The 25,643-nt window shown below is 44.4% G+C and carries 21 protein-coding genes; 8 read left to right on the forward strand and 13 right to left on the reverse strand.

Annotated elements, in window-relative coordinates; translation table 11 throughout:
* Positions 1–149 precede the first annotated feature (149 nt).
* Positions 150–2,681: a transglycosylase domain-containing protein gene (locus QUB13_RS14555; RefSeq protein ID WP_333381911.1), complete on the forward strand. Its 2,532-nt coding sequence runs from the start codon at positions 150–152 to the stop codon at positions 2,679–2,681.
* Between the two features lie 122 nt (positions 2,682–2,803).
* Here the strand turns inward: QUB13_RS14555 and QUB13_RS14560 are convergent, their stop codons facing one another.
* The 4 genes from QUB13_RS14560 to QUB13_RS14575 all read right to left on the reverse strand — a co-directional run bounded on the left by QUB13_RS14560 (position 2,804) and on the right by QUB13_RS14575 (position 8,206).
* A complete protein-coding gene (locus tag QUB13_RS14560) occupies positions 2,804–3,997 on the reverse strand; it encodes a tetratricopeptide repeat protein (RefSeq protein ID WP_333381914.1) in 1,194 nt (397 codons plus the stop codon).
* The gene (locus tag QUB13_RS14565) at positions 3,994–5,856 is read right to left on the reverse strand and encodes a CHAT domain-containing tetratricopeptide repeat protein (protein WP_333381916.1); all 1,863 of its coding nucleotides are present in this window, start codon (positions 5,854–5,856) and stop codon (positions 3,994–3,996) included. The genes QUB13_RS14560 and QUB13_RS14565 overlap by 4 nt, the downstream gene beginning before the upstream one ends.
* Before the next feature lie 434 nt (positions 5,857–6,290).
* Positions 6,291–7,430: a DUF1822 family protein gene (locus QUB13_RS14570; RefSeq protein ID WP_333381918.1), complete on the reverse strand. Its 1,140-nt coding sequence runs from the start codon at positions 7,428–7,430 to the stop codon at positions 6,291–6,293.
* Positions 7,427–8,206 carry a helix-turn-helix domain-containing protein gene (locus tag QUB13_RS14575; RefSeq protein ID WP_333381920.1) on the reverse strand — a complete coding sequence of 260 codons (780 nt, stop codon included), beginning with the start codon at positions 8,204–8,206 and terminating at the stop codon, positions 7,427–7,429. The genes QUB13_RS14570 and QUB13_RS14575 overlap by 4 nt, the downstream gene beginning before the upstream one ends.
* 465 nt (positions 8,207–8,671) lie before the next feature.
* Here QUB13_RS14575 and QUB13_RS14580 point away from each other — a divergent pair, with 465 nt between their 5' ends.
* Entirely contained in the window at positions 8,672–9,781 is a 1,110-nt protein-coding gene (locus tag QUB13_RS14580) for a hypothetical protein (RefSeq protein ID WP_333381924.1), read from the forward strand.
* 205 nt (positions 9,782–9,986) lie between these two features.
* Here the strand turns inward: QUB13_RS14580 and QUB13_RS14585 are convergent, their stop codons facing one another.
* The gene (locus QUB13_RS14585) at positions 9,987–10,760 is read right to left on the reverse strand and encodes a hypothetical protein (protein ID WP_333115549.1); all 774 of its coding nucleotides are present in this window, start codon (positions 10,758–10,760) and stop codon (positions 9,987–9,989) included.
* Positions 10,727–12,676, reverse strand: coding sequence for a DEAD/DEAH box helicase family protein (locus QUB13_RS14590; RefSeq protein ID WP_369293231.1), 1,950 nt, complete (start codon positions 12,674–12,676; stop codon positions 10,727–10,729). The genes QUB13_RS14585 and QUB13_RS14590 overlap by 34 nt, the downstream gene beginning before the upstream one ends.
* Between QUB13_RS14590 and QUB13_RS14595 the strand changes: the two genes are divergently transcribed.
* The 4 genes from QUB13_RS14595 to QUB13_RS14610 are packed head-to-tail and all read left to right on the forward strand — an operon-like array spanning position 12,598 to position 13,977.
* Entirely contained in the window at positions 12,598–13,122 is a 525-nt protein-coding gene (locus QUB13_RS14595; RefSeq protein WP_333115544.1) for a hypothetical protein, read from the forward strand. The genes QUB13_RS14590 and QUB13_RS14595 overlap by 79 nt on opposite strands.
* 5 nt (positions 13,123–13,127) lie before the next feature.
* The gene (locus QUB13_RS14600; RefSeq protein WP_333381928.1) at positions 13,128–13,328 is read left to right on the forward strand and encodes a hypothetical protein; all 201 of its coding nucleotides are present in this window, start codon (positions 13,128–13,130) and stop codon (positions 13,326–13,328) included.
* 50 nt (positions 13,329–13,378) lie between these two features.
* Positions 13,379–13,585 (forward strand): hypothetical protein, encoded by a 207-nt coding sequence (locus QUB13_RS14605; RefSeq protein WP_333115538.1) that lies wholly within the window; start codon positions 13,379–13,381, stop codon positions 13,583–13,585.
* Positions 13,582–13,977, forward strand: coding sequence for a hypothetical protein (locus QUB13_RS14610; protein ID WP_333115536.1), 396 nt, complete (start codon positions 13,582–13,584; stop codon positions 13,975–13,977). The genes QUB13_RS14605 and QUB13_RS14610 overlap by 4 nt, the downstream gene beginning before the upstream one ends.
* 72 nt (positions 13,978–14,049) lie before the next feature.
* Here the strand turns inward: QUB13_RS14610 and QUB13_RS14615 are convergent, their stop codons facing one another.
* The 3 genes from QUB13_RS14615 to cobU all read right to left on the reverse strand — a co-directional run bounded on the left by QUB13_RS14615 (position 14,050) and on the right by cobU (position 17,672).
* Complete coding sequence (locus QUB13_RS14615) at positions 14,050–16,122, reverse strand: ABC1 kinase family protein (protein ID WP_333381958.1); 2,073 nt, start codon at positions 16,120–16,122, stop codon at positions 14,050–14,052.
* A 298-nt stretch (positions 16,123–16,420) separates the two neighbouring features.
* A complete protein-coding gene (locus QUB13_RS14620; RefSeq protein ID WP_333381931.1) occupies positions 16,421–16,843 on the reverse strand; it encodes a hypothetical protein in 423 nt (140 codons plus the stop codon).
* 280 nt (positions 16,844–17,123) lie between these two features.
* Complete coding sequence (gene cobU / locus QUB13_RS14625; protein ID WP_333381933.1) at positions 17,124–17,672, reverse strand: bifunctional adenosylcobinamide kinase/adenosylcobinamide-phosphate guanylyltransferase; 549 nt, start codon at positions 17,670–17,672, stop codon at positions 17,124–17,126.
* 150 nt (positions 17,673–17,822) lie between these two features.
* Here cobU and QUB13_RS14630 point away from each other — a divergent pair, with 150 nt between their 5' ends.
* Complete coding sequence (locus tag QUB13_RS14630; protein WP_333381935.1) at positions 17,823–18,794, forward strand: glycosyltransferase family 2 protein; 972 nt, start codon at positions 17,823–17,825, stop codon at positions 18,792–18,794.
* A 1-nt stretch (position 18,795) separates the two neighbouring features.
* Here the strand turns inward: QUB13_RS14630 and QUB13_RS14635 are convergent, their stop codons facing one another.
* A complete protein-coding gene (locus QUB13_RS14635) occupies positions 18,796–19,008 on the reverse strand; it encodes a hypothetical protein (RefSeq protein ID WP_333381962.1) in 213 nt (70 codons plus the stop codon).
* On the opposite strand from QUB13_RS14635, the gene QUB13_RS14640 reads away from it, so the two are divergent.
* Positions 18,935–19,852 carry a glycosyltransferase family 2 protein gene (locus tag QUB13_RS14640; RefSeq protein WP_333381960.1) on the forward strand — a complete coding sequence of 306 codons (918 nt, stop codon included), beginning with the start codon at positions 18,935–18,937 and terminating at the stop codon, positions 19,850–19,852. The two genes, QUB13_RS14635 and QUB13_RS14640, sit on opposite strands and share 74 nt — an antisense overlap.
* 617 nt (positions 19,853–20,469) lie before the next feature.
* Here QUB13_RS14640 and QUB13_RS14645 read toward each other — a convergent pair.
* The 3 genes from QUB13_RS14645 to QUB13_RS14655 all read right to left on the reverse strand — a co-directional run bounded on the left by QUB13_RS14645 (position 20,470) and on the right by QUB13_RS14655 (position 25,629).
* Positions 20,470–23,109, reverse strand: coding sequence for a tetratricopeptide repeat protein (locus tag QUB13_RS14645; RefSeq protein ID WP_333381937.1), 2,640 nt, complete (start codon positions 23,107–23,109; stop codon positions 20,470–20,472).
* On the reverse strand, positions 23,110–24,441 hold the full coding sequence (locus QUB13_RS14650) for an ATP-binding protein (protein ID WP_333381939.1): 1,332 nt from the start codon (positions 24,439–24,441) through the stop codon (positions 23,110–23,112).
* Positions 24,442–24,828: 387 nt separating this feature from the next.
* A complete protein-coding gene (locus QUB13_RS14655; protein WP_333381941.1) occupies positions 24,829–25,629 on the reverse strand; it encodes a cation diffusion facilitator family transporter in 801 nt (266 codons plus the stop codon).
* Positions 25,630–25,643 lie beyond the last annotated feature (14 nt).

The raw sequence follows: 25,643 nt of genomic DNA on the forward strand, positions 1-25,643 counted from the left end.
AAGAGTGGGGAATTTTGAGTTAAATAGTTTTTAATTCAAAATAATTAACTCAAGACTGTTCGCAGTGTTGTTGAATAAAAAATGTCAAGTTAAAAATTAAAAATTGAAGGAGGCTAGCCTTTTTGATTTTTAATTTTTAATTGAAGTTGATGAGGTTTGAAGGTCTGAACGTGGCAGAATTTTTCTCAAATATCAAGGATAAATTGAGCAAAGTCACTAAGGCAGCAAGGGGTAATTCCGATCGAGAATCGCCAAATGCTGCCAATAGCACGGGGCTAAACTCGTCACCGTCCCTGCCTGAATTGTATCCACAGGCAACGGATGAGCGATCGGAGTATGTGGTATCAGAAGATGCTGAACCTCCAGAAGAGTCTGAATTAGCATCAGAATATTCCTACCCAAAAGACGGTGAATATCCAAGAGTCCAGCGCCATTGGCAAGGGTTGAAGCGCTTAATCGTTTGGTTGGAAATTGAACCTCAAGTTACTATGCTGCAAGCAAAGGGAAGAGAATTGTTGCAGCCGGTATTCGGTAGGCGCAGAACGAGATCATCAAAAAACATCAAGAGGTTCGATAGCAGCAAACTACCGGAAAATAGCGGCTTGCAAAACACCCAACTGCAAGTAAATACTGAACTACCGGAAAATATCGCGCTGCCGAAAAATAGCAAACTACAGGAAAAGTTAAAAAAGCTCCGGTCCCGCCGCCCGCGATTTTGGATAGCCATAGGTGTTGTTAGTGTGGGCGGTGGCGCTTTAATATACGGTTTATGGATTTTGCACACCTTAAATAAAGGTTTGCCGGATGTTAACGATTTGTCAGCCTTTAACCGCGACGGCACGCTGACAATTAAGGCAGCAGACAATACGATTTTGTTGCAGTCGGGGCCGGCAACTAGAGACAAGCTAAAACTTGATGAAATTCCCGATTTGTTGAAGAAAGCTTTTATTTCCATCGAAGACCGCCGTTTTTATAAACATGGCGGGGTGGATTATCAAGGTATTGTGCGATCGATAGCTTCTAATTTGGTAGCGAGAGATTTGGTGCAGGGCGGCAGTACAATTACCCAACAATTGGCTCGCGTGGTTTTTCTCAATCAAGAAAGAAGTCTTAAGCGAAAAGTTCGGGAGGCTCTTTTAGCTCAGAAAATAGAGCGGGAGTTGAGTAAAGACCAAGTTTTAGAAAGATATTTAAATTTGGTTTATTTGGGTTCGGATTCCTACGGAGTCGCAGATGCGGCTTGGGTTTTTTTTAGCAAAACTGTCGATCAATTAACTTTGGCAGAGATGGCAACTTTGGCGGGTTTGCCGCCTGCACCGAGCGAATATTCGCCTTTGGTTAATCCGAATATTGCTAAGGAACGCCGCAATATTGTGCTCAAACAAATGCAAGACGCAAAGGTAATTACAGAAGCGCAGGCGAAGGAGGCGATGGCCGAACCTATCACTGTTAAACAAAGTCCGCCGAAGCGATTTAAAGTAGTCGCGCCTTATTTTGCTAGTTACATTCGCAAGGAATTGCCGCGCTATATTTCTAAGGATGCTTTGGAAGCTGGCGGTTTGACTGTCGAGACGACGGTGGATTTGAAGTGGCAGAAAATAGCGGAACAGGTGGTTAAAGATGCGATCGAAGTTGATGGCCGCAGTCAGGGTTTTGAACAGGCTGCTTTAGTTTCTATGGACACTAAAACTGGGGAAGTTAAGGCGCTCGTCGGCGGCGGAAATTTTAAGGAAAGCCAATTTAATCGTGCTACTCAGGCTTTGCGACAACCCGGATCGACTTTTAAGGGGTTGGTTTATGCCGCAGGAATAGCAGCCGGTTTTTCGCCTTACGACAGCTATCAAGATGAGCCAATTATTTTCGACGGCTATCAACCGAACAATTACGGCAAAAAGTTTAGTGGCTGGCGATCGATGTCTGATGCTTTGAGGGCTTCGGTGAATGTGGTGGCGGTGAAAGTGTTGGTTGATGTCGGCTTTGAGCCGGCGATCAAATTAGCCCACGATATGGGAATTAAGTCTAAATTAAGTCCGATTTATTCCCTGGCTTTGGGTTCTTCTGAGGTGAATTTGCTGGAGTTAACTAATGCTTACGGTACTTTAGCATCCCAAGGTAATTTTATTGAAGCGCACGGAATTACTAAGGTGATAAATCAGCGGGGAGATGTGATTTATAAGGCTAATTTTAAACCAAAGCGGGTTTTGGATAAGGATAGTGCTGCGATTACTACTTGGATGTTGGAGGGTGTGGTAACTGGAGGTACGGGCGGGCCTGCTGCTTTAAACGATCGCGCTGTTGCCGGCAAAACTGGTACTTCAGAAAACGTGCGAGATTTGTGGTTTATCGGTTATATTCCGCAGGTGGTGACTGGCGTTTGGCTGGGGAATGATGACAACTATCCGACGTGGGGAACTAGCGGTACTGCAGCCTACAATTGGCGCGATTTTATGAGTCAAGCTGTCAAGGGAATGCCGGTTGAAGAGTTTCCGAAGTTGCCGAAGTTGGAGGGCCGCAAAGGCAGTATTAAGGCAAAACCGGTGCAGCCTAATAGGATTATTCATGGGATGATTGTGAATGATGATGGTGCGATCGTACCTTACAATCCCAATCCCGAACCCCCCCGCCGCGAGTGGCAAGAACCAGCTTATCAAGAACCTGCTTATCAAGAACCGGGATATTAAGTGATTGGTGGGGCGGGTTTATTAAGATTGTTTGTGGGTGACAAAATCCCTTACGAACCCGCCCCTAAAAAGTCTGGTGATTGCGACGTTAATTTACCCACAATTAACTTCACAACACATTACTATTGCCGATCTTTCCTCCTTTGGGCATCTTGTAATTGCTTGCCTATTTTTTCCACCATTGATAAATCTCCCAAACTTTGATATCCCTCTTGTGACAACTTCAAATACTGTATCGCTTCGGGATAGTTCCGCATAGACAAATAAACTTGTGCTAAACCGTAACGAGCCTCGGTTAGCTCCTCAGTCTCATCGGGTTTAGCTGTCTCGATCGCCTTTTTATAATATATTTCAGCCTGCGGCATCAATTGCGATCGCTCCCGATACAGTTCCCCCAACTTGCGGTAAATTGGCGCTGTTTCTACTCCGGCTTTTGGTAAAGTTTCTAAGGTTTCTATTGCTTCGGCATTCAAGTTTGTGCTAAGATATATCTGTGCTGTTGCTAATTTTTTAGCCGCTGGATTCGACAGTTGTTTGTCGATCGCCCCCACAGCCTCCTTCACCCCTTCAACTGCTTTCTCATCCAACAAATCAAACTCTGTATCTTCCTCTAACAGCGGACTTTCCGAAGAAACCCCCGTATTCGTTTCCACAATCAATTTGTACTTAATACCCGGTTTCAGCGCCGGTTCCCCCGGATACACAGCCTCAGTACCGCTAACCGTCATTTCCCAATTTAACTTCGCATTATTTTCGAGGAGGCTCAACTTATAGCTAGTCGCACCCGCAACCGGATTCCAACGCAAAGTCGGTTTGCTGTCGAGCAATTGCGTCCGCCTCGGACTGATTGTATAAGGAATTGGCGCATTATTCCAAGCAATTCTATCATCACCGCGATCGGGACATTTAATTAAATTTTTATTGCAGTCAGACTCCGACTTGTTGCTAGCCAATAAACAGCTATTTAATTGATTTTCGCCTGCTTTAATTGACTGAATTCCTAAATCCGCACATTGGATAGTAATTTGTCCGTTTTGTGAAGTTTGCAGTTTGTCGCCCGGATAAATTGGCGTACCGATTGTCGGGCGAATATTTCTGCCATCTTGACGCTGTAGCTGCACTTCGCCGCTAATATTCAGGATTTGTCCGTTGGGTATTCTTTGCGTTGCTGCGATTGCTGGGGAAATTATCGGATTGTTGGCCAATATTTCGCGGAAACCTGGGCCATTTTCCCAGGAATCAGGCAGAATTTCGATCGCAATCAATGTAAATGCGATCGCGCTTGCACCTATACAAAATGCCGTCTGTTTTTTCATTTGCTCTTTCCTACGATTTGTAAACGATCCTTTGCCATTTCGAGACATTCATCTTGTTCTGGGATGCTAGAATTCGCATGATTAAAGGTTTGTTGCCAATATTTTAGTGATTCTTGTACTTTACCTTTAGTTTCGAGGACTTGCGCTAAAAAACATTGAGCTTCGGGACTATTACTGTTAAGAGATATGGCTGTTCTTAAATCTGCTTCCGCTGAATTGTATCGCTTTTGAGTGAATCGCAACCAGCCACGATTTTTGAAACAAGCTGATTTGACTCCATCGTATTTAGTAGTTTTTAAGCAAAGTCCGATCGCATTTAAAACATCTTCAGGTTTATTTTCCAGCAAGAAGGATTTGGATATTTGAGCGTGAGCTTCTGGAAGTCCCCGCCAGACTGCACTTTGCATTGCTTCTCGCTCGCATTGGCGATCGCTTAATTGTTTACAAAGTTCGGATAAGTTATAGTAAGGCTCGCCGTTAATCGGATTGATTAATGCAGCTAGATTGTAGGAAATTTTAGCGGCTAAAAATTGATTTTTCCGGTGGTTTTCCCGCCCAAATGCGTTGATGGCATCTGCCAGATTGGGGCCAGTGAGTGGATAGCCGATCGCCAAAACAGCTAAACTGATGCTTGTACGCTGCATAAATTTAGTTGAAACAGTAAATTGGGGGCGGTTTGGGCGAGGTGCCGCACCATCCGCTGCTGAAATCACAGGTTTAGCTGCGCCGCATCCCGGTAACGTTAATTCCTCAAAGTTTGGATGCTGACATAGCACCGGAATCCCGCTAGCGCCCGGAAATCGAGATTCCCAGCGCTGCAAATCATCCTTAGCTTTTCGCATTGCCAAAAACAAAGGATCTCCCTCCGCCAAGTATCTAAGCAAAGACTTCACAAAATCGTGAGCAATTTGATCTGGAATTGGCGCGCGCATCACAATTATTGACGGCAAATGATGATTCTGAGCCACCAAATCTGCTGCTAATCCAAAACTCGAACAGGAATTAAAAATTAGCAATTGCAAGCCTTTAAAACTCGCTTGCTGTACGCCTAATTTTAAATCATTTACTGTGACAGTATTGTTGGTAGGATTTTGATTGATGTGCAGCCTTCCGTTTGTAGCATTGTCATCACTGTTGCTGTGTCCGGCAAAAAAGAAAATTTGCCAGCCTTTTTCATCAAAAAGGCGATCGTTAAAGTCTTCCGGTGTCGGGTTGTCTAAAAATTCTAATTGGCAGCTATCGCCCAAACTTTTTTCGATAATTCTGCGATCTTTTTTAACATTTATTCCCTTACTGTTACCTAAAACACATAAAATTCTGCCTCTAGAAGCTACATCTATTCCTAATTGTGTTTCCTGCCGGTGCGGTATTGTATACTCGGACGAACTGCGGATGATTTCACTTTGGCGGTATTCTTCCCGAAAATTCCACGCATCCCAAGGCAACTCGGAAATCCGAGAATCATCGCACTCTAGAAATATTTGAACGGCAGCTTCCGAGGGATTGCCGATTCGTGTCCTCAGCTTGACCTCAATTTTGCTGTAAAATTCGTCTGTTTTCAGCCACGATTGTATCTCTTTTTTTAAACCTTCATATATAGCGCCCGGATTGGTTTCAGAAATGTGAGTCGTGCTGGCATAATTGACTTTTATTCGAGCATCGCTTCTGCTAGATTGGAGTCCCGTACAAGCAGCTTTCCATCTTCTGTGCAGCACCTCAATATCTGGTGCTGGTGGCAAGCTTCCTTTGAATTGTTGAATACTGATAGATCGGGCTTGGTTTTTCAACTGTGCAGTGATGTGAGGAAATCCTTCAAGAAGATTTCCCGACCCTAAAGCTAATATGACAGTCCAAGTCATCAGAAAAATGGGTAGAAACCCCGTCTTTCTAGGACGGCTTTACATTGTTTTTTGATTTACTACCGCCTTGGAATTGGTTAATTCGGTGTACCTTTGTGTTGTACTTTCAGCGGGACAGTTACCGCTTCAAACCTCCCAATCCTGTACGCATAGTATTTTGCTCTTGCGAGCCTCCCTTGCGGGGGTAATGTTAGCTTCGCCAATGTTTTAAGAGCTTGTTGAGCTAGCAGCACTATTCCAGTGACCTTAGAATTGTTTAACCACTAGCGACAGAGCGAGGGACTAGCTACGCATCCCAAGGTGTCATGACTCAAAAAACGTAGTCAGTTAAGACTTAGGCTGGACAGGATGGCTTTTGAGATTTCTCTTTCAAGCCTCACGCCGTCAGGGCTGAGGTTCCTGACAAATTTGCTGTGGTAACAGTAATCACAAAATCATACCATAAAGTTTTCTGTTACGCTCAAATCATCGATCGCAAGTCGAATACTAAAACTCTCTCCGGGTTCTACCTCAAATTCCAGTGAAATGCACTGCTGTTGAACAGTCGATTCAAGCTCATCTAAAACTTTGCCAGCATCGGATATTAACGACAGTTTCAGGTTACGAGGCAAATAACGATCGCCAATCGCCGGATGCAACTGGGCGTGAACTCTGACAGTGCGATCGCTTTGTTGGGCGATCGCCACCAACAAAGCAACAGTTGTCCTCCCCAAACGCATTCCCAAATCAATCAACTTTGCCCGCGTGACATCCGCTTCCGGGAATGTCTGACGGATAGTAGTTTGATTCCCTGACAACGGAGATTCCGATCTAGAATTTCCACCACTTCGGAATGCAAAATCTGGATTTTTATCAGGAAAAATTGCATCTTCTAAACTTTTTTTACCTTGCCCAATGTTCTGCCAGCCTGTTTCAAAAACATTTTTAAACCAATTGCCCAATTTTGACGAAATCGGATTTTCAATTTTGCGGGGCGAAGTCTGCGGCTGCGGGTGAAACACCGCCTCAAAAGGTTGCCATTCAGAATTAAATACATTTAAAAACCACTGATTTAGGTCAATTTTAGCTTCAAACAAATGTTCTAGATGTACTAAAAAATCATCGACAGAATGTAATTCGCTCAATACTAATTCGCCTGAACTCGCCGTCGGAGAAAACCCCAATAATCTCGCCTCCTTTTCCTCTTCATCAATTTCTACAACTATATAACCGATGCGTTCCTCCCTGGCTTCCAAAGGCACCGGGTAAATGTCTGGTGTCTGGGACGATGAATCTTGAAACCGATTTATAATCGGGCGGCATTCAATTTTACCTAATCCTTTAATATACAAATCTGCCGCATTTGCAAACAAGCGCATTGCGGGATTCCAGCTATCACATTGAGTTAAGTCAGTTTCAATACTCAAAATTGTGAGGTAATCACGAACTGCCAGCACTGCCAAAGTATTTAAATAAACTTGCTCTTGTTTTTGTGGGTGACGTTGTTGGGATGAAAAATGTCTAGCAATATGCAGTGAGTCTTGAGTAATTGGCATGGGCAAAGAGTCTATTTCTGAAAGGTTATTCGAGTTCATGGTTTTTGTAATCCTGTTATGTTAAAAGTTTGATATCCTTGGTTTTCCGAAAATTTCTGCAGCAGGTGGCGGCAGTCGTTCTTGAACAATTGATATACAGTGGAGGGGGCGCAGCCAAACTCTTTTGCTATTTCTTGAATGCTTTGACCGTACAAACACTGCCGCTGCAATAAAACTTGGCAATTGAGCTGTGGTTTACCTCTAACGTGTCTGCTTTTTAACTCGTTATTGGGATCGGTTTCTATCCATTCTAGAAGTTCGTCTAAATAGAAAGTTACATCTGGATCGGCGACGAGATTGTTGCTTGAATTGATAGTGTCTTCTTTGATTCCGTCTAGCCAAACTATTCGATCGCTGCTTTGTCTTTCCCTTTCTTGTTGTTGCTTCAGATAACAATCTAACAGTCGCTTTTTGAGATAGGGATTTAACCAACTCGTAATCTGGCTTATTTCGGGATTGTAAGCTTGTTTTGCTGTGGTAGCTTCACATAAATTCGCAGATAAATAGATCCATGTCTTGTGCAATGCCTCTTCGTAGTGAGGTGTATTTTCTTTCCAGAGTTTGCCGGATTTGAGAATTTCTCGAATGAGTTTACCCACAAAGTAACCTCGCCGGGGACTGCCCAGGGGATGCTTGCAAGCTTGGGTGACGAGTTCGAGGATTTGCTGCTGGGCGGAATCTCGATCGGATAATTTCGATTTTCCCCCAGCCTCAACAGCATCGGAGTCGTCGGATAAGTTGTCTTCCCCCTTGGATGGGTTGGATTTATCGTTCATAGTTAAGTGCGGCCGCAACTTTTTTCCTACATTTACTTATCAGGATGAGTTGGGACTTTTTTTGCGAAATTCTGAAACTTTTTTTCGGCATATCGTTGAAAGTATTGCTGTGCAGTCGATGTGGCTGTAAAATTAGATGTAAATTTTTGTAAAGACTTGCGCGCCAAGCTCAAGAAACCGGGTTTTTGGCCGCATCTTCTGGTAACAGCGAATAATTTTCGCAAAAAAACCGGTTTCTTTGGTCTGAGTTACCCATGAATGACCAGAAACGGGATTTTTTACGAAAAGACGCGTTGCAGTCCACAAATTCGGTAAAAACCCGGTTTCTTCGATCGGAGTTGATAAGTTCTGTAATGAATCGAACCCAAATGTAAAATATTGTTATAAATTACTTGACACCTGGAACTAAATCTCTATTATCACTGACTATAATTAGATAAAAAATAATTTCCTAGGGAAAAATTCATGCAGAAACTAGCTAAAAATTTATTCGCTACAGCATTAACCCTAAGTATCTTGTGTTTTCCCACAGCCGCTTTCGCCAAAGCTAAAATTCAGATTGCCATCCTTTTAGATTCTAGTAATAGCATGGATGGACTGATCGACCAGACTCGTACTCAACTTTGGCAAATTGTGAATTTTTTAACTAAAGTCACCAAAGATGGCGAAGTGCCAGAGTTAGAAGTTGCTGTCTACCATTATGGCAATGACAGCTTACCTTCCTCGGAAGGTTTTGTGAGATTATTAACTGGATTTACTCCAGAATTAGATTTAGTTTCCGAAAAGCTATTTAGTATCAAAACCAACGGCGGCCAGGAATATGCTGGCTGGGTAATTCGCTCGGCAATGCAAGAATTAAACTGGAGTAAAAATCAGGAAGATTTTCGCGTGATTTTTATTGCGGGTAATGAACCATTCGATCAAGGCCCAATAGTTTGGACACAATCTGTCAATCTAGCTGTTAAAGGAGATACTATCATTAATACTATCTACTGTGGTTCAGCGGAAAGTCAGGAGCGACAACTTTGGGCATCAGGAGCTACTGTAGCAAAAGGCAGTCACTTCAATATTAATCAAAACCAAGTAATTGTGGTAATTAAGTCCCCTTACGATGACGAAATTTCTAGTTGGAACACTAAACTAAATCAAACCTACATTCCCTACGGTAGAGAAGGAAGAATAGGACAACAACGTCAAGAAGTTGAAGATAGTAATGCTGGCAGAAATTTGCTTATGCGTGGTGTTTCCAAAGCTTCTGAATACTATGATAATGCTTCTTGGGATTTGCTCGATGCTCTCGAAAACGGAAGAGTTACGCTGGAGTCACTATCAGACGATGCTTTGCCGGAAATTATGCGTGTTATGACTCTAACAGAAAAAAGAGCATATGTAGCTGCCAAGAAAGCCGAAAGAGAGAGCATTAAAAAGACAATCCGCGACTTATCTCAAAAGCGAACCGAATATGTTGAACAACAGCGCCAATCTAGTACCAATAGAGGCGAGAATACTCTAGATAGCGTAATAATTCAAAGTCTCCGCCAACAATTAGCTGCTAAAGGATTTAAGCTTAATTAAAAGAACGCAGACGAAATTTCATCTGCGTTCATCTGTGTTTATCTGGGGTTAAAAAATCAGGAATTATGCAAGTGTCACAATTAGTAAGGCACTCTACTATCTCAACCCCTCGATAATCCGTCGATCGTGAAAGTAGTAGAGCACCCTACAAGTTGATTGTCCTCATGCCCATTGCATAAGTGCTGTTGAAAAAACCGGGTTTTTATTATGGGTTGTTTTCAAGCGCAAGTGATTCTCCGATTAGACTGTAAAGTTCTCTAAGTTGCTCAGAGTCCAAAGCTTTAATTAGTGCCTCTCCAGCTCTTTTGGAATTATGTCGAGGAATCTTTACATATAAAGGGGTATTTAGGCTACTAGATGGAACTTTTTCTGACCAATCTTTCACCAGTTTCCGTCCCAGATCGGTGATTTGGTAATAACCACGTTTATTACCAGATAATTGTTCAATCCATCCCAAGTCTAGCCAGCATTTTTGCCGGAGATATATTGGGCTAGATGTGAGACGCAATACTTGCTTAATCTTGGCTGCATTAATAGGCTGATTATCCGCACAACGTTGAACCAATTTAGAAAAATCATGAAGATATTTTGACGGAATTCCGTGTTCTTCAGCTTGGTCTTCGTTAAGCTCAAACGTCTTTGCATTAGGTGATGCTAATTCTTGAATGATTTTGTCAATATCTGACGGATCGCAACCCAAACCAAATGGTGGTTTAGCCTTGCACAGTTCCTCATAAGTATTGAATGGCTTTCCGCGATCGTCAACAAGCTGATGATAGCCAGAGAATTGCTTCATCAGATCGCACCATGCTTTCAATTGTTGAGCATTGAATGCAGCATCATGTAGGGCTGATTGCAGTTCCAGCCTTACAGCGATCGCCCAGGGGCGCGATCCAGGAGGTGCATTCAGTTCGCCTGCATTGCCGAGAGTTTCTATGTGAGCTTTCAATTGTTCATTGGATAGTTGCTTTGTAGCCATGCCCACACCTGCCTCAATTCTTCAAGTGTCATTGCTGCGCGTCCCTTGCGAAATTGTTTGACAATTTCCCCATTAATGGTTTTGAACTCCATACCATTCTTGGCTGTATAGTGACGGACATAATTTTCAATTTTGTCTCGTATAATATCGCGCTCTTCACTGGGAGTTAAAGTTTCTTTTTTCTCAATTAAATAATCATGACTATCTTTGGCTTCTGGCTCCTGATAAGCATCTAGAAATCGTTTCATTTGCACGGTACTAATTCCACCCAATCCAACCTTTTGCATTGCTGATTGGATTTGAGCAGTCTCAGCATAATCAACTGTTTCCCCATTACTTAAATCAGATGCTCTCGATCGTGTCAAGCTTGAATTTAATGCGATACTACTATTATATCGCCGATCGTTACTTTTGGCATCATTATCCCCAGTACCACCATTATCATTATCACGCTTATTTAATTCTCTTTCTCTAAGAATTGGCTGTTGTTCCGCTATGATATCTTGTACGCATTTAGTAGCCAACTGGTCATCTGGAAGATAAATCAACCCTGTTTTTTTCAAGTCTCCAGCTTCTCGATCAACTCTCGCAGCCCTTGCCCATGATTGTTCGAGCCAAGGCTTACTTCTGATATTAGTTAAACAGGCAACATGGGTAATTGCCGGAACATCAAGTCCTTCATAAGCCATTGCCACTGTTACTAAAGCATCAACTGCCTTTGAATCGCCGTAATTGTAGTGCTTCTTAAATCTTTTAATTGAGGCTTGCGCTTCTTTCGATTCATCACTTGTGGCTTTTAAGGCTTTGACTCCTAACTTTTTCAGCCAATCCAAATATTGATTAGCTGTTGCTATTGATGGTGCGAGTACCAATAGTTTAGATCTGTGGTTCTTTTTTTTATGTGACTTCCAATTATCAACACACTTTGTGAGTAATTGCTCGGCGTATCCGGTACTAAGCGCTGTGCGAAGTGCTATACCCCTATAGTCTCCAGCCTCTGCTAAGCTTTCGACTGAACATTCTTGCCCTTGCTCGTCGATCCATTTAGCCTCCCCATCACCCCATTCAAAATGGAGAGGAACGATCGCACCCTCTCTGAGTGCTTGTCCTCGCGTATATTCAATAACTACGGTATCTTCACTACTAGATAGGGTGGGAGTAAGACCGCTAGGAGTTGCTTTATAGGGCATAAAAGCAATTGGCTTCCGATCTCCACGTTCACCAGTTCCTGTTACCAAGATAACCAATACAGCATTATCTACCAACGGCTGCAACGCTCTATGCCATGCTCCATCTTCCTCAACATGATGAAACTCATCCAGCACTAAAATATAACGCTTGCGTCGAATCTCTTGAGCATGAAGGTCAGGACTTGCTGTAATAGCCTGGTATGTAGCTGCATAGCCAGACATTCCCTTGCATGGATTAGGCTCATTATTATTTGCCATAATTCTATGCTGATGCCCTAGCATATTTTTGAACTGCCAATCTTCAAATTGTTCTTCTGCTTGATTTTGGAGATTGAGTCTAGGAACCACCCAACAAATTGCATCAGCTATAGTTCCATGAAAGCTGTTCCCAGAATTAGAATTTGGAATTAACTTTGCCGCAGCAATTACTGGGATAAGACTTTTACCGCCTCCAGGCGTAACAATCATAAGAATTTTTTTGATTTGTTCTCCTGCCTTTATGCGTTTACATATTTGTAAAAACTCATCTTGATGCTTTCTTAAATTAACAGGTTCTTTAGGAGATTGTGAAAAAATATCTAATTGGATTGCATCTGTCATGTTTCTGTTCTCCTCAGCAGTTTTTTGATAATGACATTTAGGGCATAATGCCTGCATTTCATGGACATTGGTTCTCTGAGTTTCTGCCCATCGCTCAATGTGATCTGCGTGCCAATCTGAAGGCAAATCACATCTGCAATGCTGGCACTTGCCGTTGGTGGCATACCAGAGGGCAGCCCGTAGCCGTTTCGATCGAAGGAAGCGACTCTGATTCTGCATCTGAAAAAGCTATAAGGCTTACGCAGCAAGTAAAAAAATCTACTGTAGAAATTTTATCTGTTTTTGAAGTTTTAGTCAACATCAAAATTTTATGGGCTAGCTGTCTCCATTTTTGTGAAGAGGACGATCGTGAAGCAGCGACATCTTGCTGGAACAACGCCGTGGCGATGACTTGTTCTGCTGTTCCGGTAGCAACATTTCTTAATGCGGTGGGGTTGCCGTTTCTTGGCTGTATTGGTATGATAACGTATATCGCGCAACCGCGCAACCGCGCAACCGCACAAAATGCAGTTAAACTCATCCGCAGTCAACCGCCGCCTCGCCAGATGCGAGAATACGGTATGCGCGTATGAGAGACATGGCTAAAAAAATTCCACCTGAAATGGCTGAACTAAGCGTTTACGTAGATAAAAAGCTAAAGCTGCGATTCAAACTAGCTTGCACAGCTCAAGAAAAGCCGATGAGCGAAGTCATCGGTTTATTGATGAAGCAATGGCTAGAGATCACAGAAACCCCGTCAGAGTCTCAAACTCAAGCGGGGCAAAACGTTCCAGACTGAGGAGTAATTAAGCAAATGACCTCTAGCGCAGACAGATTTGTGAGGGACAAATGTTGAGAGACGCAGACAACCCAGAAAAATCTTGGGAAGACTTGGAAGCCGAACTCGCTGAACGCCCGGACAGACCTTTTTATGCTCGGAGTGACGCAGAAGCTGCTAAGCGATGCGAACAGCAAAACCGCGAAGCAACCAGACACCCTGATGTAACCGGAAAAACCTACTACACCTGTGACGATAAAAAAAGGAAAAACCGATGACCAAATATCAATTAACTCCTGCCAAATACCACCATGTACAAGTAGTTGTCTCCCTAAATCGCGTTCATTTAGACAACTATGAAAATCCCGATCGCGCAATTGCAAAACTGATCGAACTCGGTTACACTCCAGAACTGCGCTATCAATGGAATCCAGAACGCAACGAATTCGATCTATACGCCCTAATTCATGACTTACCGCTGGAAAAATCGCTAATGACCGATGAAAAATGTCAGGAATTTTTCAACCATTTCAAACACAGCCAAATATATTCGATCGGCTGCGGTAACGCTGACCCCGATTGGCTATTTGCTTGGGGTTTTGATGACCCCCGCCGTCACGCCAAGCCAGAAGAAATTGAACCTTTGCCAGCAGCTACAGCATTAGCTTAATTAAAAGAACGCAGACAAAATTCATCTGCGTTCATCTGTGTTTATCTGCGGCCCAAAAAACGCCCAATCCAACTACTTCGCCGCCGGCAAAGACAACTGAGGCGAAGGATGAGAATAGCTGCCATTTTCAGCAATCACCACAGGCGGTTCCTGCGACAGCAAAAACTCGCGAATTAATCTAGCGACTGCCCTTTGCGCTAAACCGCCTACGACTTGCTGGCCCATGTTCTGCACTTCGCGTTTCAGCAACAATTGCGGCAGTAACTGCAATACTTTCGTGGTGTCAAAACCGGGTGTTGATTGCAATATTCCCCAAATTCGCTTGATGTGTTCTAGGTTTTTTTGTTCGGTTTGTGAAACTACTGGTTGATTTGCCTTGACTCCAAACCATTCGCCTACTACGGCTTTGGCGTTAGTAAAGGCATTGCTGGAAATTATGTCCAAATTTTTCACTAATTCGGTGACGATGCGATCGCGAATAAAATCTCCTCTTTCAGAGAATAAATATTCTAAGGCTTGATTCAGGATTTTGCTGACATCGTAATCGTCACTCTCGCGGGCATTGTTCAGCAAGTTTTCTAAGCGGTTCCAGCGGAATTCGCCTTGTTTGAACAACAAATCTTTCAGAGATGCTCTTAATTCCGGTGCAGGGTCGCTCAACAGCCGTTTTGCTACGTAAGGATAGGCTTTGCTGAGCACTTTGAATTCGGGGTCAACGTTGATGGCGATGCCTTCTAGGGTGACGAGCGATCGAATAATCAAAGCATAGTAAGCTGGAACTCGGAACGGATATTCGTACATTACGGCGGAAAGTTCGTCAGTAATGCTTTTGAAATTGAGTTCGGCAACACTAGCACCCAAAGCATTGTTAAATACGCCCGCCAAAGCTGGAATAATTGGCGTTAAATCGGTATCCGGTGTCAAAAATTCTAACTTGACATAATCTCTAGCTAAACCTTCAAAATCGCGGTTGACCAAATGCACTACAGCTTCCAACAAGCCGTATCTCTGATAAGGTTTAACTTCGCTCATCATTCCGAAATCGAGATAAGCTAGTTGACCGTCAGGAGTTGCCAAAAGATTGCCGGGATGCGGGTCTGCGTGAAAGAAACCGTGTTCTAGCAACTGTCTGAGAGAGCACTGCACCCCCACTTCAATTAAGTAAGGAGCGTCGATTCCTTGAGCTTTGACGGCTTCTAAATCCGTGAGTTTGATGCCGGTGATCCACTCCATTGTCAAGACGCGGCGGCGGGTATATTCCCAGTAGATTTTGGGAACGTAAATATCTTTGAGATTTCCGTATAATTGGGCGAAGCGTTCGGCATTTTGTCCTTCGTGGGTGTAGTCCATTTCTTCGTAAATGCGTTCGCCCAACTCGTCCATAATTCCCGCTAAATCGCTGCGAATTATTTTGAAGTTGTTTTGCGCCCAAACTGCAACGCGCCGCAGGATGTAAATATCTAGGCCGATGTTCTCGGCTAAACCAGGCCGCTGCACTTTGATGGCGACGATTTCTCCGGTTTTGAGTTTGCCTTTGTAGACTTGTCCGAGGGAGGCTGCTGCGATCGGATCTGCAGTGATTTCGGCGTAAATTTCATTGGGGTGTGCCCCTAATTCTTCTTGTATAAATTGATATGCTACTTCGTTGGGAAACGGTGGCAATTGGTCTTGCAGGGTTGTTAGTTCTTCTAAATATGCCGGCGGCACTAAGTCGGGACGAGTTGAGAGTGCTTGTCCTATTTTGATGAAAGCTGGGCCGAGTTGGCTGAGAATTTCCCGGAGGCGCACGGCGCGGCGCTTTTGGTTGGCTGCGGTGCGCCCTCTTTTTTTGTCCCACCACAAACTGAAGGCAAAGCTAAAAAATGTCCAAACAACACTCGACAGCCGTCCCCAGACTTGCAGGGGGCGATTTCGGTATTGGGCTGCGATCGCCGCTGGATCGTAGCGCACAGCTTCTCCGGCCAACTCGTAAGCGATATCTTTGGCTGATTTGAGCGGTTCGGGAGTAACCGCCACTGTCTCTAGTTCTACTTCTACTGCTTGCAGGGGAACTGTTTCTATCTCTTGGAGATTTTGCAGTGTAGTGTGAGTCCCTGAATTTGAGTAAGTTAGTGGGGTGGCTGGCGATACTGTCTTGACATCCATAAACTCAGACCTAGTGTGAAGCATTGTAAACTAATTGTAACAATTTGTCGCCTTCTCACCACTGCTTTTAGATAGAGAAAACCGAATTCATTGGTCATTGGTCATTAGTCATTAGTCATTAGTCATTAGTCATTAGTCATTAGTCCAAGACTTATGCGCTATGACCCAAGCAACCGGGTTTTTTAGTGGATCTAGGGTCGTAATGCGTCTTTTCGAGAAAAACCCGGTTTCTGACCGCCCCCTCTCCCAATCTCCCATTCTCCCATTCTCCCAATCTCCCCCTCTCCCCTCTCCTTCTTTACTCCTCGCCGGTTCTCTGGAGTCGATCGCGAATACCTGAAAGTTGCGATTTTGTGCTGACGGGCGATCGAGGTTGGGGCATTTCGGTATCCGGCCAGTTCGGTAAGTCGTTACAGACACAGGACTCAGGTGGCATTCCGGCTTGTTGGAAGACTACAGGCATAGCGCAGCGCGCGCAGGGACTGACTTCCCATGCTGGTGTCAGCAGTTGGGCAATTGTTTCGTTTGTGCCTTGCAGGTAGCAGTCGCCGCTTTCGGGGGAGATAATTTTTTGCCAGCATTCTTCAAATTCGCTGCTGTAGCGATCGCCCGCAATTACCGATTTTGGCAGCAGCGCTTCCGAACCGTTGCGAATTAATACTTTTTTGCCTAACTGAAACCAGTAAGCAATATATTTTTTTACTTCAGTATCTGATGCCATAATTTTTAGTCAAACCTTCAACTAATTAATGATTTTAGACTTTCAATTGGAAATTTGCACTCTTTCTTAAGAGACATTTTATCTTTTACATTAAAACTGCAAAATTTGGCTATTCCTTATGTCAAATTGTTGTGCTATTTGCCTTCGGGAGTATGTTTTTTGACTAATTTATGTGACTCTTGAGTTTTCAATGTTAGTTAAAATTATACCTGATTTTCAGTTAAAATTGTATGTCGGGAAACCGATATTTTTTCTCCCTTGTCAATTGCGACTCCGGCTGTTAATTTTTCAAGGGCGGCAGCGGCGTACCCAAAGCGCTGAGATCCAAGGCGTAACCGCCGGTGACGAGATAAACACGATCGGCGATCGCCCCGATGTGCCGCACCAGAGTGCCGAGGCGATCGCGAAACAGTCGCCCCGCAGGATAAGCAGGCACAACGCCCCATCCGGTTTCTTCCCCTACCAAAATTACATCGGCCGCTGTTGACTTCAAACCAGCGAGCAAATCTTGCTGCATCTGGCCCCAAACTGTCGCTTCTTGTTCCAACAGATTCGCCGTCCAAGTTCCCAGGGAATCAATTAACAAGCAATCCGACGCTGAAGCCGATCGCACAACTGCCGATAATTCGATCGGCACTTCGAGAGTTTTCCAATCATCCTGACGGCGATTTCGGTGCTTTTCTAGGCGGCGCATCCACTCCAAATCCGCTGCATCAACCAAGCCGGTAGCCACATAAATTACTTGTTTTCCCGAACCTGCCGCCAGAGTTTCAGCCCATTCACTTTTGCCACTTCGGGCCGGCCCAGTTACTAAGATTATTTTAGTCATTTGTTGTTGGTTATTGGTTATTTGTTACTCGTTATTCGTTATTCGTTATTCGTTATTTGATTGCCAATGATTTTTAAGGGATAATAGCATTGTTGAGACAAAATCACAGTCAGTCGATCGAGAACCCCAATATTTCCAAAGCTCTCAATTATGTCAGATCGTCCTCAGATATCAGCAATAATTTGCACCCACAATCGCGCGGCCTATTTAGCGGGGGCGATCGACAGCTTGCTGGTACAGGATTTTCCCGACAACTTTGAAGTAGTAGTAGTCGATAACGCTTCTAGCGATTATGCCAGTCCCGAAAGTTCCGCTTCGCGCACGCGAGAGGTAGTAGAAGCCCGACTGGGCGATCGGCGTCTCAAGTACGTCTGGGAACCCGAAATCGGTCTGTCAATCGCCCGGAACACCGGCGCAAAGCAAGCTGGCAGCGAAATATTAGCTTATCTCGACGACGACGCTGTTGCCGATCCAAATTGGCTCAGGGAACTGTACAGCGCTTATCAAAGCAATCAAAAACTAGCCGTAGCCGGCGGCAAAGTTAACTTGCTGTGGCCTTGCGGAATCAGCCCGCCCGCATGGCTGTCACCAGGATTGGCCCAAAACTTGGGAGAATACGATTTAGGCGATACTTGCCAGTACGTGACTGCTGCCGGTTTGACTCCCAGAGGTGTCAACTACTCGATCCGGCGCGCTTTTCTCGAACAAATTGGCGGCTTCGATGTCAAACTCGGTAGGGTAGGCAAAAAGTTGCTGTCAAACGAAGAATTGCGCGCCACAGAATTAGCATTAGAGTTAGGTTGGCAAGTGGTTTATCTGCCGTATGCCCTAGTGCTGCACAATGTCGCCCCAGAACGGCTTAACAAAGCTTGGTTTCTAGAGCGCGGGTGGTGGCAAGGCATCAGCGAGTGTTATCGAGAACAATTGTCCGATCGAGCGGGTATTGCTCAGCTTGGGCGGGGGGGTGAAAGAATATTGAGGGGTATCTGGAAGTCTTTTAAGTACATTAGAGATCCGGCGCTGCGCTTTGAAAATTTCGTTTTTGCCTGGGGTCAAATCGGTTATTTGAGTGCAGCCCTCCGCGGCATGATTTTTCTACCGAAATCGACCAGCAGGCATTAGGCTATAAGCAATATCCCTCGCCGCCCAAGTCGTCGGCCCTACCGTGCCGATCGCACTTCATCCACAAAAACTCGACCGCATTCAGGTTTAACCACTCGATTATGACATCTAGTTCATCAAAGATTCCGGTTTCAGTTCTTATTCCGGCCAAAGACGAAGAACTCAATCTACCTGCGTGTCTGGCCAGCATTGCCAGGGCGGATGAAGTTTTCATGGTTGATTCCCAAAGCAGCGATCGCACGGTAGAAATTGCCATCAGCAGCGGTGCAAAAATAGTGCAGTTCTACTTCAACAATCGCTGGCCCAAAAAGAAAAATTGGTCTTTGGACAACTTGCCCTTTCGCAACGAATGGGTATTAATTGTCGATTGCGACGAGCGCATTCCCCCGGAACTTTGGGACGAAATCGCCTGCGCGATCGAAGATCCCAATTTTGAAGGCTACTACCTCAACCGCAAAGTCTTCTTTTTAGGTCAATGGCTGCGTTACGGCGGCCGATATCCCGACTGGAATTTGCGTTTGTTCAAGCATCAAAAAGGCCGTTACGAAAATCTCGGCACCGAATCCGTCCCCAATACAGGTGACAACGAAGTTCACGAACACGTCATTTTAGCCGGTCAAGTCGGCTACTTAAAAAATGACATGATCCACGAGGATTATCGCAATTTATTTCACTGGATCGAGCGTCACAACCGCTATTCTAATTGGGAAGCTCGCGTTTATTACAATATTCTTACAGGTCGCGGCGACAGCGGGACTATTGGCGCTAATCTATTTGGAGATGCCGTGCAGCGAAAGCGATTCCTCAAAAAAGTTTGGGTGAGGCTGCCTTTTAAACCAATGCTGAGATTTATTTTATTTTACTTTATTCAGTTAGGCTTTTTGGATGGAAAAGCTGGCTATGTTTATGCAAGGTTATTGAGTCAGTACGAATATCAAATTAATGCCAAACTTTATGAATTGAGCTGCTGTGGCGGCCAGTTGAATGTGGCCGAATCTGAGCCGAATCTGCCGCCCCCAGTGGTGAGAAGTCAAGAGACAGAAGTTAAATCGCCGTGAGAATATCTGTTAGTCCGCGTGGACGAAAGTTTGTGTAGCCGGAGTTTCAACCGCCGGGTTTCTGCACAAAAAAAGTACAATAATTATGGCAAAATAAGAATTACTCATTTAATCGATCGCCCTTATCCCAATGGCTATCTTTGGCATTTACCAATGAGTACCATTAACAGGGGTACTTATTTACATCAGCACGAAAAAACAGGACAATTGTTGTCAGGATTGCTAAAGACCGATCGCAGTAAAGCCAGCCCAGTAATGAGGTTCAGCAAAGGAAAACGGCTTGCGATTCAGTGTGCCATTCAGAGGAGATTGATTGCGAGTTCGTTCGTTTGGGGGCACTTACTAAAATGTTTGATCGATTTCGGGTTTGAGGTCTTCTAAGACGGCTTCCAGCTTCTCTGAGGTCAGATTCCGCAGCCATTGTTGTGCCTCATTGAGAGCAGTAACGGTTGACAAAGTTTTTATGTTTTCATAGAACCGAATCCGTTGATTCTTTGACGGTAGGCTTCTCCCAGATTATGTTGCGTTATTGCCCAATCTTGGGGAAAAGCTTCACGGGTGTAAACTTCGAGGGCGGCGGTGTAAAATGCGATCGCCAGTTCGATATTCTCTGCTTTCTATGCCCTAATTCTGTCAGAGTAGGCTGTGGCTAGATTATTTTGCGTCTGATCCCATTGTTCGGGAAAGGCTTCGCGGGTGTAGACGGATAATGCAGCAGTGAAAGATGCGATGGCCCGTTCGATATTCTCTGCTTTCTCTCCCCTGATTCTCTTACGGTAGGCTTCTCCCAGATTATTTTGCGTCAGGGCCCAATATTCGGGAAAAGCATCACGGGTGAGGACGGATAATGCAGCAGTGTAAGATGCGATCGCCAGTTCGATATTCTCTGCTTTGTCTCCCCTGATTCTGTCACAGTAGGCATTTGCCAGATTATTTTGCGTCATAGCCCATTTTTCGGGAAAGGCCTCGCGGGTGCGGACGGTTAATGCAGCAGTGTAAGATGCGATCGCAACTTCGATATTCTCTGCTTTCTCTCCCCTGATTCTGTCAAAGTAGGCAACTCCCAGATTATTTTGCGTCAGGGCCCAATCTTGGGGAAAAGCATCACGGGTGAGGACGGATAATGCAGCAGTGTAAGATACGATGGCCAGTTCGATATTCTCTGCTTTATCTCCCCTGATTCTTTTACTGTAGGCTGTTGCTAGATTATTTTGCGTCCTAGCCCATTGTTCGGGAAAGGCCTCGCGGGTGCGGACGGATAATGCAGCAGTGTAAGATGCGATGGCCAGTTCGATATTCTCTGCTTTATCTCCCCTGATTCTGTTACTGTAGGCTGTTGCCAGATTATTTTGTGTCCTAGCCCATTTTTCGGGAAAGGCCTCGCGGGTGCGGACGGATAATGCAGCAGTGTAAAATGCGATCGCCATTTCGATATTCTGAGCTTTCTCTCCCCTAATTCTGTTACGGTAGGCTTCTCCCAGATTATTTTGCGCCATAGCCCATTTTTCGGGAAAAGCATCACGGGTGAGGACGGATAATGCACCAGTGTAAAATGCGATCGCCATTTCGATATTCTGAGCTTTCTCTCCCCTAATTCTGTTACGGTAGGCTTCTCCCAGATTATTTTGCGCCATAGCCCATTTTTCGGGAAAAGCATCACGGGTGAGGACGGATAATGCACCAGTGTAAAATGCGATCGCATTTTCGATATTCTGTGCTTTATCTCCCCTGATTCTGTCACTGTAGGAAATTGCCAGATTATTTTGCGTCATAGCCCATTTTTCGGGAAAGGTCTCGCGGGTGCGGACGGATAATGCAGCAGTGTAAAATGCGATCGCCATTTCGATATTCTGAGCTTTCTCTCCCCTAATTCTGTTACGGTAGGCTTCTCCCAGATTATTTTGCGCCATAGCCCAATATTCGGGAAAGGTATCGCGGGTGTAAACGGTTAATGCAGCAGTGCAAGATGCGATCGCCAGTTCGATATTCTCTGCTTTCTCTCCCCTAATTCTGTTACTGTAGGCATTTCCCAGATTATTTTGCGTCGCTGCCCAATTTTCGGGAAAGGCTTCGCGGGTGTAGACGGTTAATGCAGAAGTGAAATATGCGATCGCCATCTCCAGATTATCAGCCCTCTCTCCCCTGATTCTGTAAGTGTAGGCAATTCCCAGATTATTTTGCGTGTCGGCCCAATTTTGGGGAAAAGCTTCACGGGCGTAAACTTCGAGGGCGGCGGTGTAAAATGCGATCGCCCTTTCCAAGTTACTCGCACGATCGCCTTGACGATATTGTTGGTAAAGATTCCCCAGTCGCCCCAAAGCAGCCGCCTCTCGCAGGCGATCTTTCAAATTCCTAGCAATTTCTAAAGACTGCTGATAGGGATCAAATACCCGTTCCCACAATCCTAAGTCACTGTAAATATCACCTAACTGTAACAAAGTGTCAGATTGCGCCTCGCGTAAGTTCAATTTTTCTTGTAAGGCAAGTGACTTGTCAAAGAAATGAATTGCCCGATCGATCTCCTGTGAATAATCCTGTGCTTGGCGCGTCTTTACCCGATTTGCATAAGCATTAGCAACTCGATTGTATAGGGTTGCTAATGCAGGAGTTTCCCTAGCTTGTCTCTCCAGATTTTCAACCTGTTCTAACAGTTCATCTAGGGGTAAACTCAGTCTTCTCTCTGGTTCAATCAGCAGAGAACTTTCCCCAGTCGTGTTAACCACACCCGTTTCTGGCACCGCAGGCGACACAAATCGAAATACGCCACTGCGCCAACTCCAAAAATCCGGCGCTTCCAGACTCAAGCGACTCAGAATATTTGGTGTTACCCAAAGTACGATCGGAAAAGGAAACTCCCGCAACCCCTCCCGCGTCCATTGCAAATAGCCGAAAAAACGGCTTAACTCGGACTGATGGTTAGAGTCAGCTTGTAACACACTATCCCTCAAAGCCTCCGTTCCCGTTACAGTAATTGCGCCTGATGCGTGGGGCGCTTTTAACTCTGGGCGATCGTTGACAAGTTGCTCCAACGCTGCTCTCAGGCTAGGTTCTTTTTGATTCAAAACCACGCGATAACTGGGGATATGGGCAGCAAGTTCTGCCTCGTAACGATTAATAATCTGGGTTTGAAAATCTCCCGGTTTACAGGAGGCAATCAACAATGACAATACACCTTGACTTGCTTCAATTAAAGAGACAAGGCCATCGTAACTATCCTCATTGATCGATCGATCGTCCCCGATCTCACTGTTGAGCATTTATCCTGTCACTCCGATTAACCCACGTTTCTGCAATATTTCCTGAACTACTGGATGGACTCCAAACCACAAATCAGCATTGCGATATTCTAGGATGTAGAGGTTATGTAATAAATCTAAAAAATCCTGATCCATCCCATCGTTTGGTAAATAATTTTGGTATACATCCACTAGAATTTGATAACGGTTTTGTCCAAGAGGTTCTGTTAAATTAATCCGATATTCGGTAATAGCATCTTTTAAAATTTCAGACGTGATTATCAAATCTTGTTTCTCAGGTGTGCGACGTAACTGCCTCAAACATAACCCACAGGACTGACTAGCCAAACGAATAAATTCCCGCAAGGCCCCACCACTTTTGACGATCATCATCTGAGTTGCTTCCGGCTCAATCAAATGCTTGGGAAGTCGCTTGTAAAGAATTTGTTCAAATACTTTTACAGCTTCTTGGACAGGAGAAGCATTTGGAACTCTATCTTCTCCACGCGGAAACAACTTTGTCGCCCACATGGATTGAATCTTATTATTGGTAGCATTATGAATAATTCCTCGCAACGACATATCTCGTGTCGCTGCCATTGGAATTGTATAAATAATCCGAAACTGAGGCTGAAATAACGCACTGATATTATTTCTATAAACACGATCTACTATCTCTAAATCGAGTTTATCAAGATCGTCAATCACGACCATAATTTCTTGTCCGCACGCCGCTTCAATCACACTAGCGATCTCGTTAATGCGATCTACCAAGTCGGAAATACGTCTCGAAAACTCAATCGTAATTTCCTCACGAATCACAGAGTTTGCTTTCAAAGTTGCTTTCAGCTTGGCAAAGAATTTAACAAACAAAGCATTTACACCAGCTTCTCCACTCGTTTCTAGCTCAATGCTAGAATCAACTGAACTTCCCTCTGTTCGAGTATGCTTACTAAACCACTTATAAAAAGCTTTTTTTGTTTGAGAACCGATTTTGATATGGCGTTTTTCTGCTGCTTCCATAAGCTGTACTGCCATAGCAAACAAAATATTGACATGATTCACATCTGACATTTCAATCAGGTCAGAGATGGAAAAGAACACGACAAAGTAGCGATTCTGCGTGTGCTGACAAAACTGACCCAGCAATGTTGATTTGCCTGACCCACGATGCCCCGTAAAAATAATTTTGTTATTGTCCTGTGAGCAATCTTCAACCAAATGCTCCAATTCTTCTAAAATCTCAGTACCATATTCCACATGAAATTTATTCAGTTCATCGGGGGTGATCAAAGGAAGTAACTGAAGATTCTGGAAGGCTGTTCGGAAGGATTCCAGGCGGTCGTTGGTCATAGGAAATATTATATATGGACTATAATTCTTAGTTTATCACAATGCCCTGTAATCTCACCCCTCTACTGCTCATTCTTGGCTTTTCCTTTCCGGTCTCTGCCAACTGTGCCGCTACTTTCTTGAAACTTGCAGAAACCCCCACCCTATCCAGCCGTTCTGAGTTGCCTGTCAAATCTGGGTTTCTTCACCGTTGAGGCAATTCAGGAGGGTGTGAATTAATGGCAGGTAGGCTTGAGCGCGGTTTTATTTTATTGTGAGGAGTTGTCAATTACACCGCTCTTTATCTTATCATAATTAGGGGCGGTTTCTCCCGATCACTTCACAATATTTTGATTTTTTACCGCAGATGGTGGCGGATATACGCGGATGGACGCGGATGAAGAGATGTTATTTAATAAGTTCTTCTAGGGATGGGAAAAGCAATTTTTCGGCGCTGACTTTTTCGCATTCGCAAGGTTGTTGATTTGCGGAGATAGCTGATACTTTTCCCATCAGCAATTGGATGCTTTCGATTAGCAATGGTAAAGTTAATAAAATAATTGATGCGGAGACTAGCAAGCTGATTAAGCCGTCGGCCCAATTCCAGTGTAGCCACGCCACAGCGATCGCAGCTAAAATTACTCCAACCGACGAAAAAATGTCTGCAACGGCGTGCAGAAATGCGCTTTTGAGGTTCAAGTCGCCGTGACAGCAGGAATGCAAGCAACAAGCATTGATCGAGTTGATGCTTAAACCGACTATGGCGGTAATTAACATCGGGAGTCCTTCTACTTCGGAGGTTGGAGACTGCAAGCGGGCGATCGACTCGACAGCAATCCACAGGGCGATCGCCACTAAACTGATACTATTAATTACAGCAGCAATAATTTCTCCTCGTTCCGGGATTGGCGATCGGGCGATCGCACAATCTACTGATTTACTTTTGCGTTTGACTGAAGAGTACCAAGTGGCTGTCAAAGTTATTGCTAAAGCTGCTACATCAGAAAAAACGTGACCCGCATCTGCTAATAGGGACAAACTATGAGAATTAAGTGCAGCGATTAACTCTGCTACAAAAAAGCTGCTAAGCAGTACCAAAGCTATTTGTAAAAGTCGCACTTTGTTGTCAATTCTGGGAGTTTGATTTTCGCACAGTGCCAGATCCTTGACCTTTTCAGAGTGTAAATTGTCCCTAACTGGAAATATCATGCAGCAGTCCTTAA

The organism is Microcoleus sp. B4-D4, from assembly GCF_036705185.1.
Lineage (GTDB): Bacteria > Cyanobacteriota > Cyanobacteriia > Cyanobacteriales > Microcoleaceae > Microcoleus.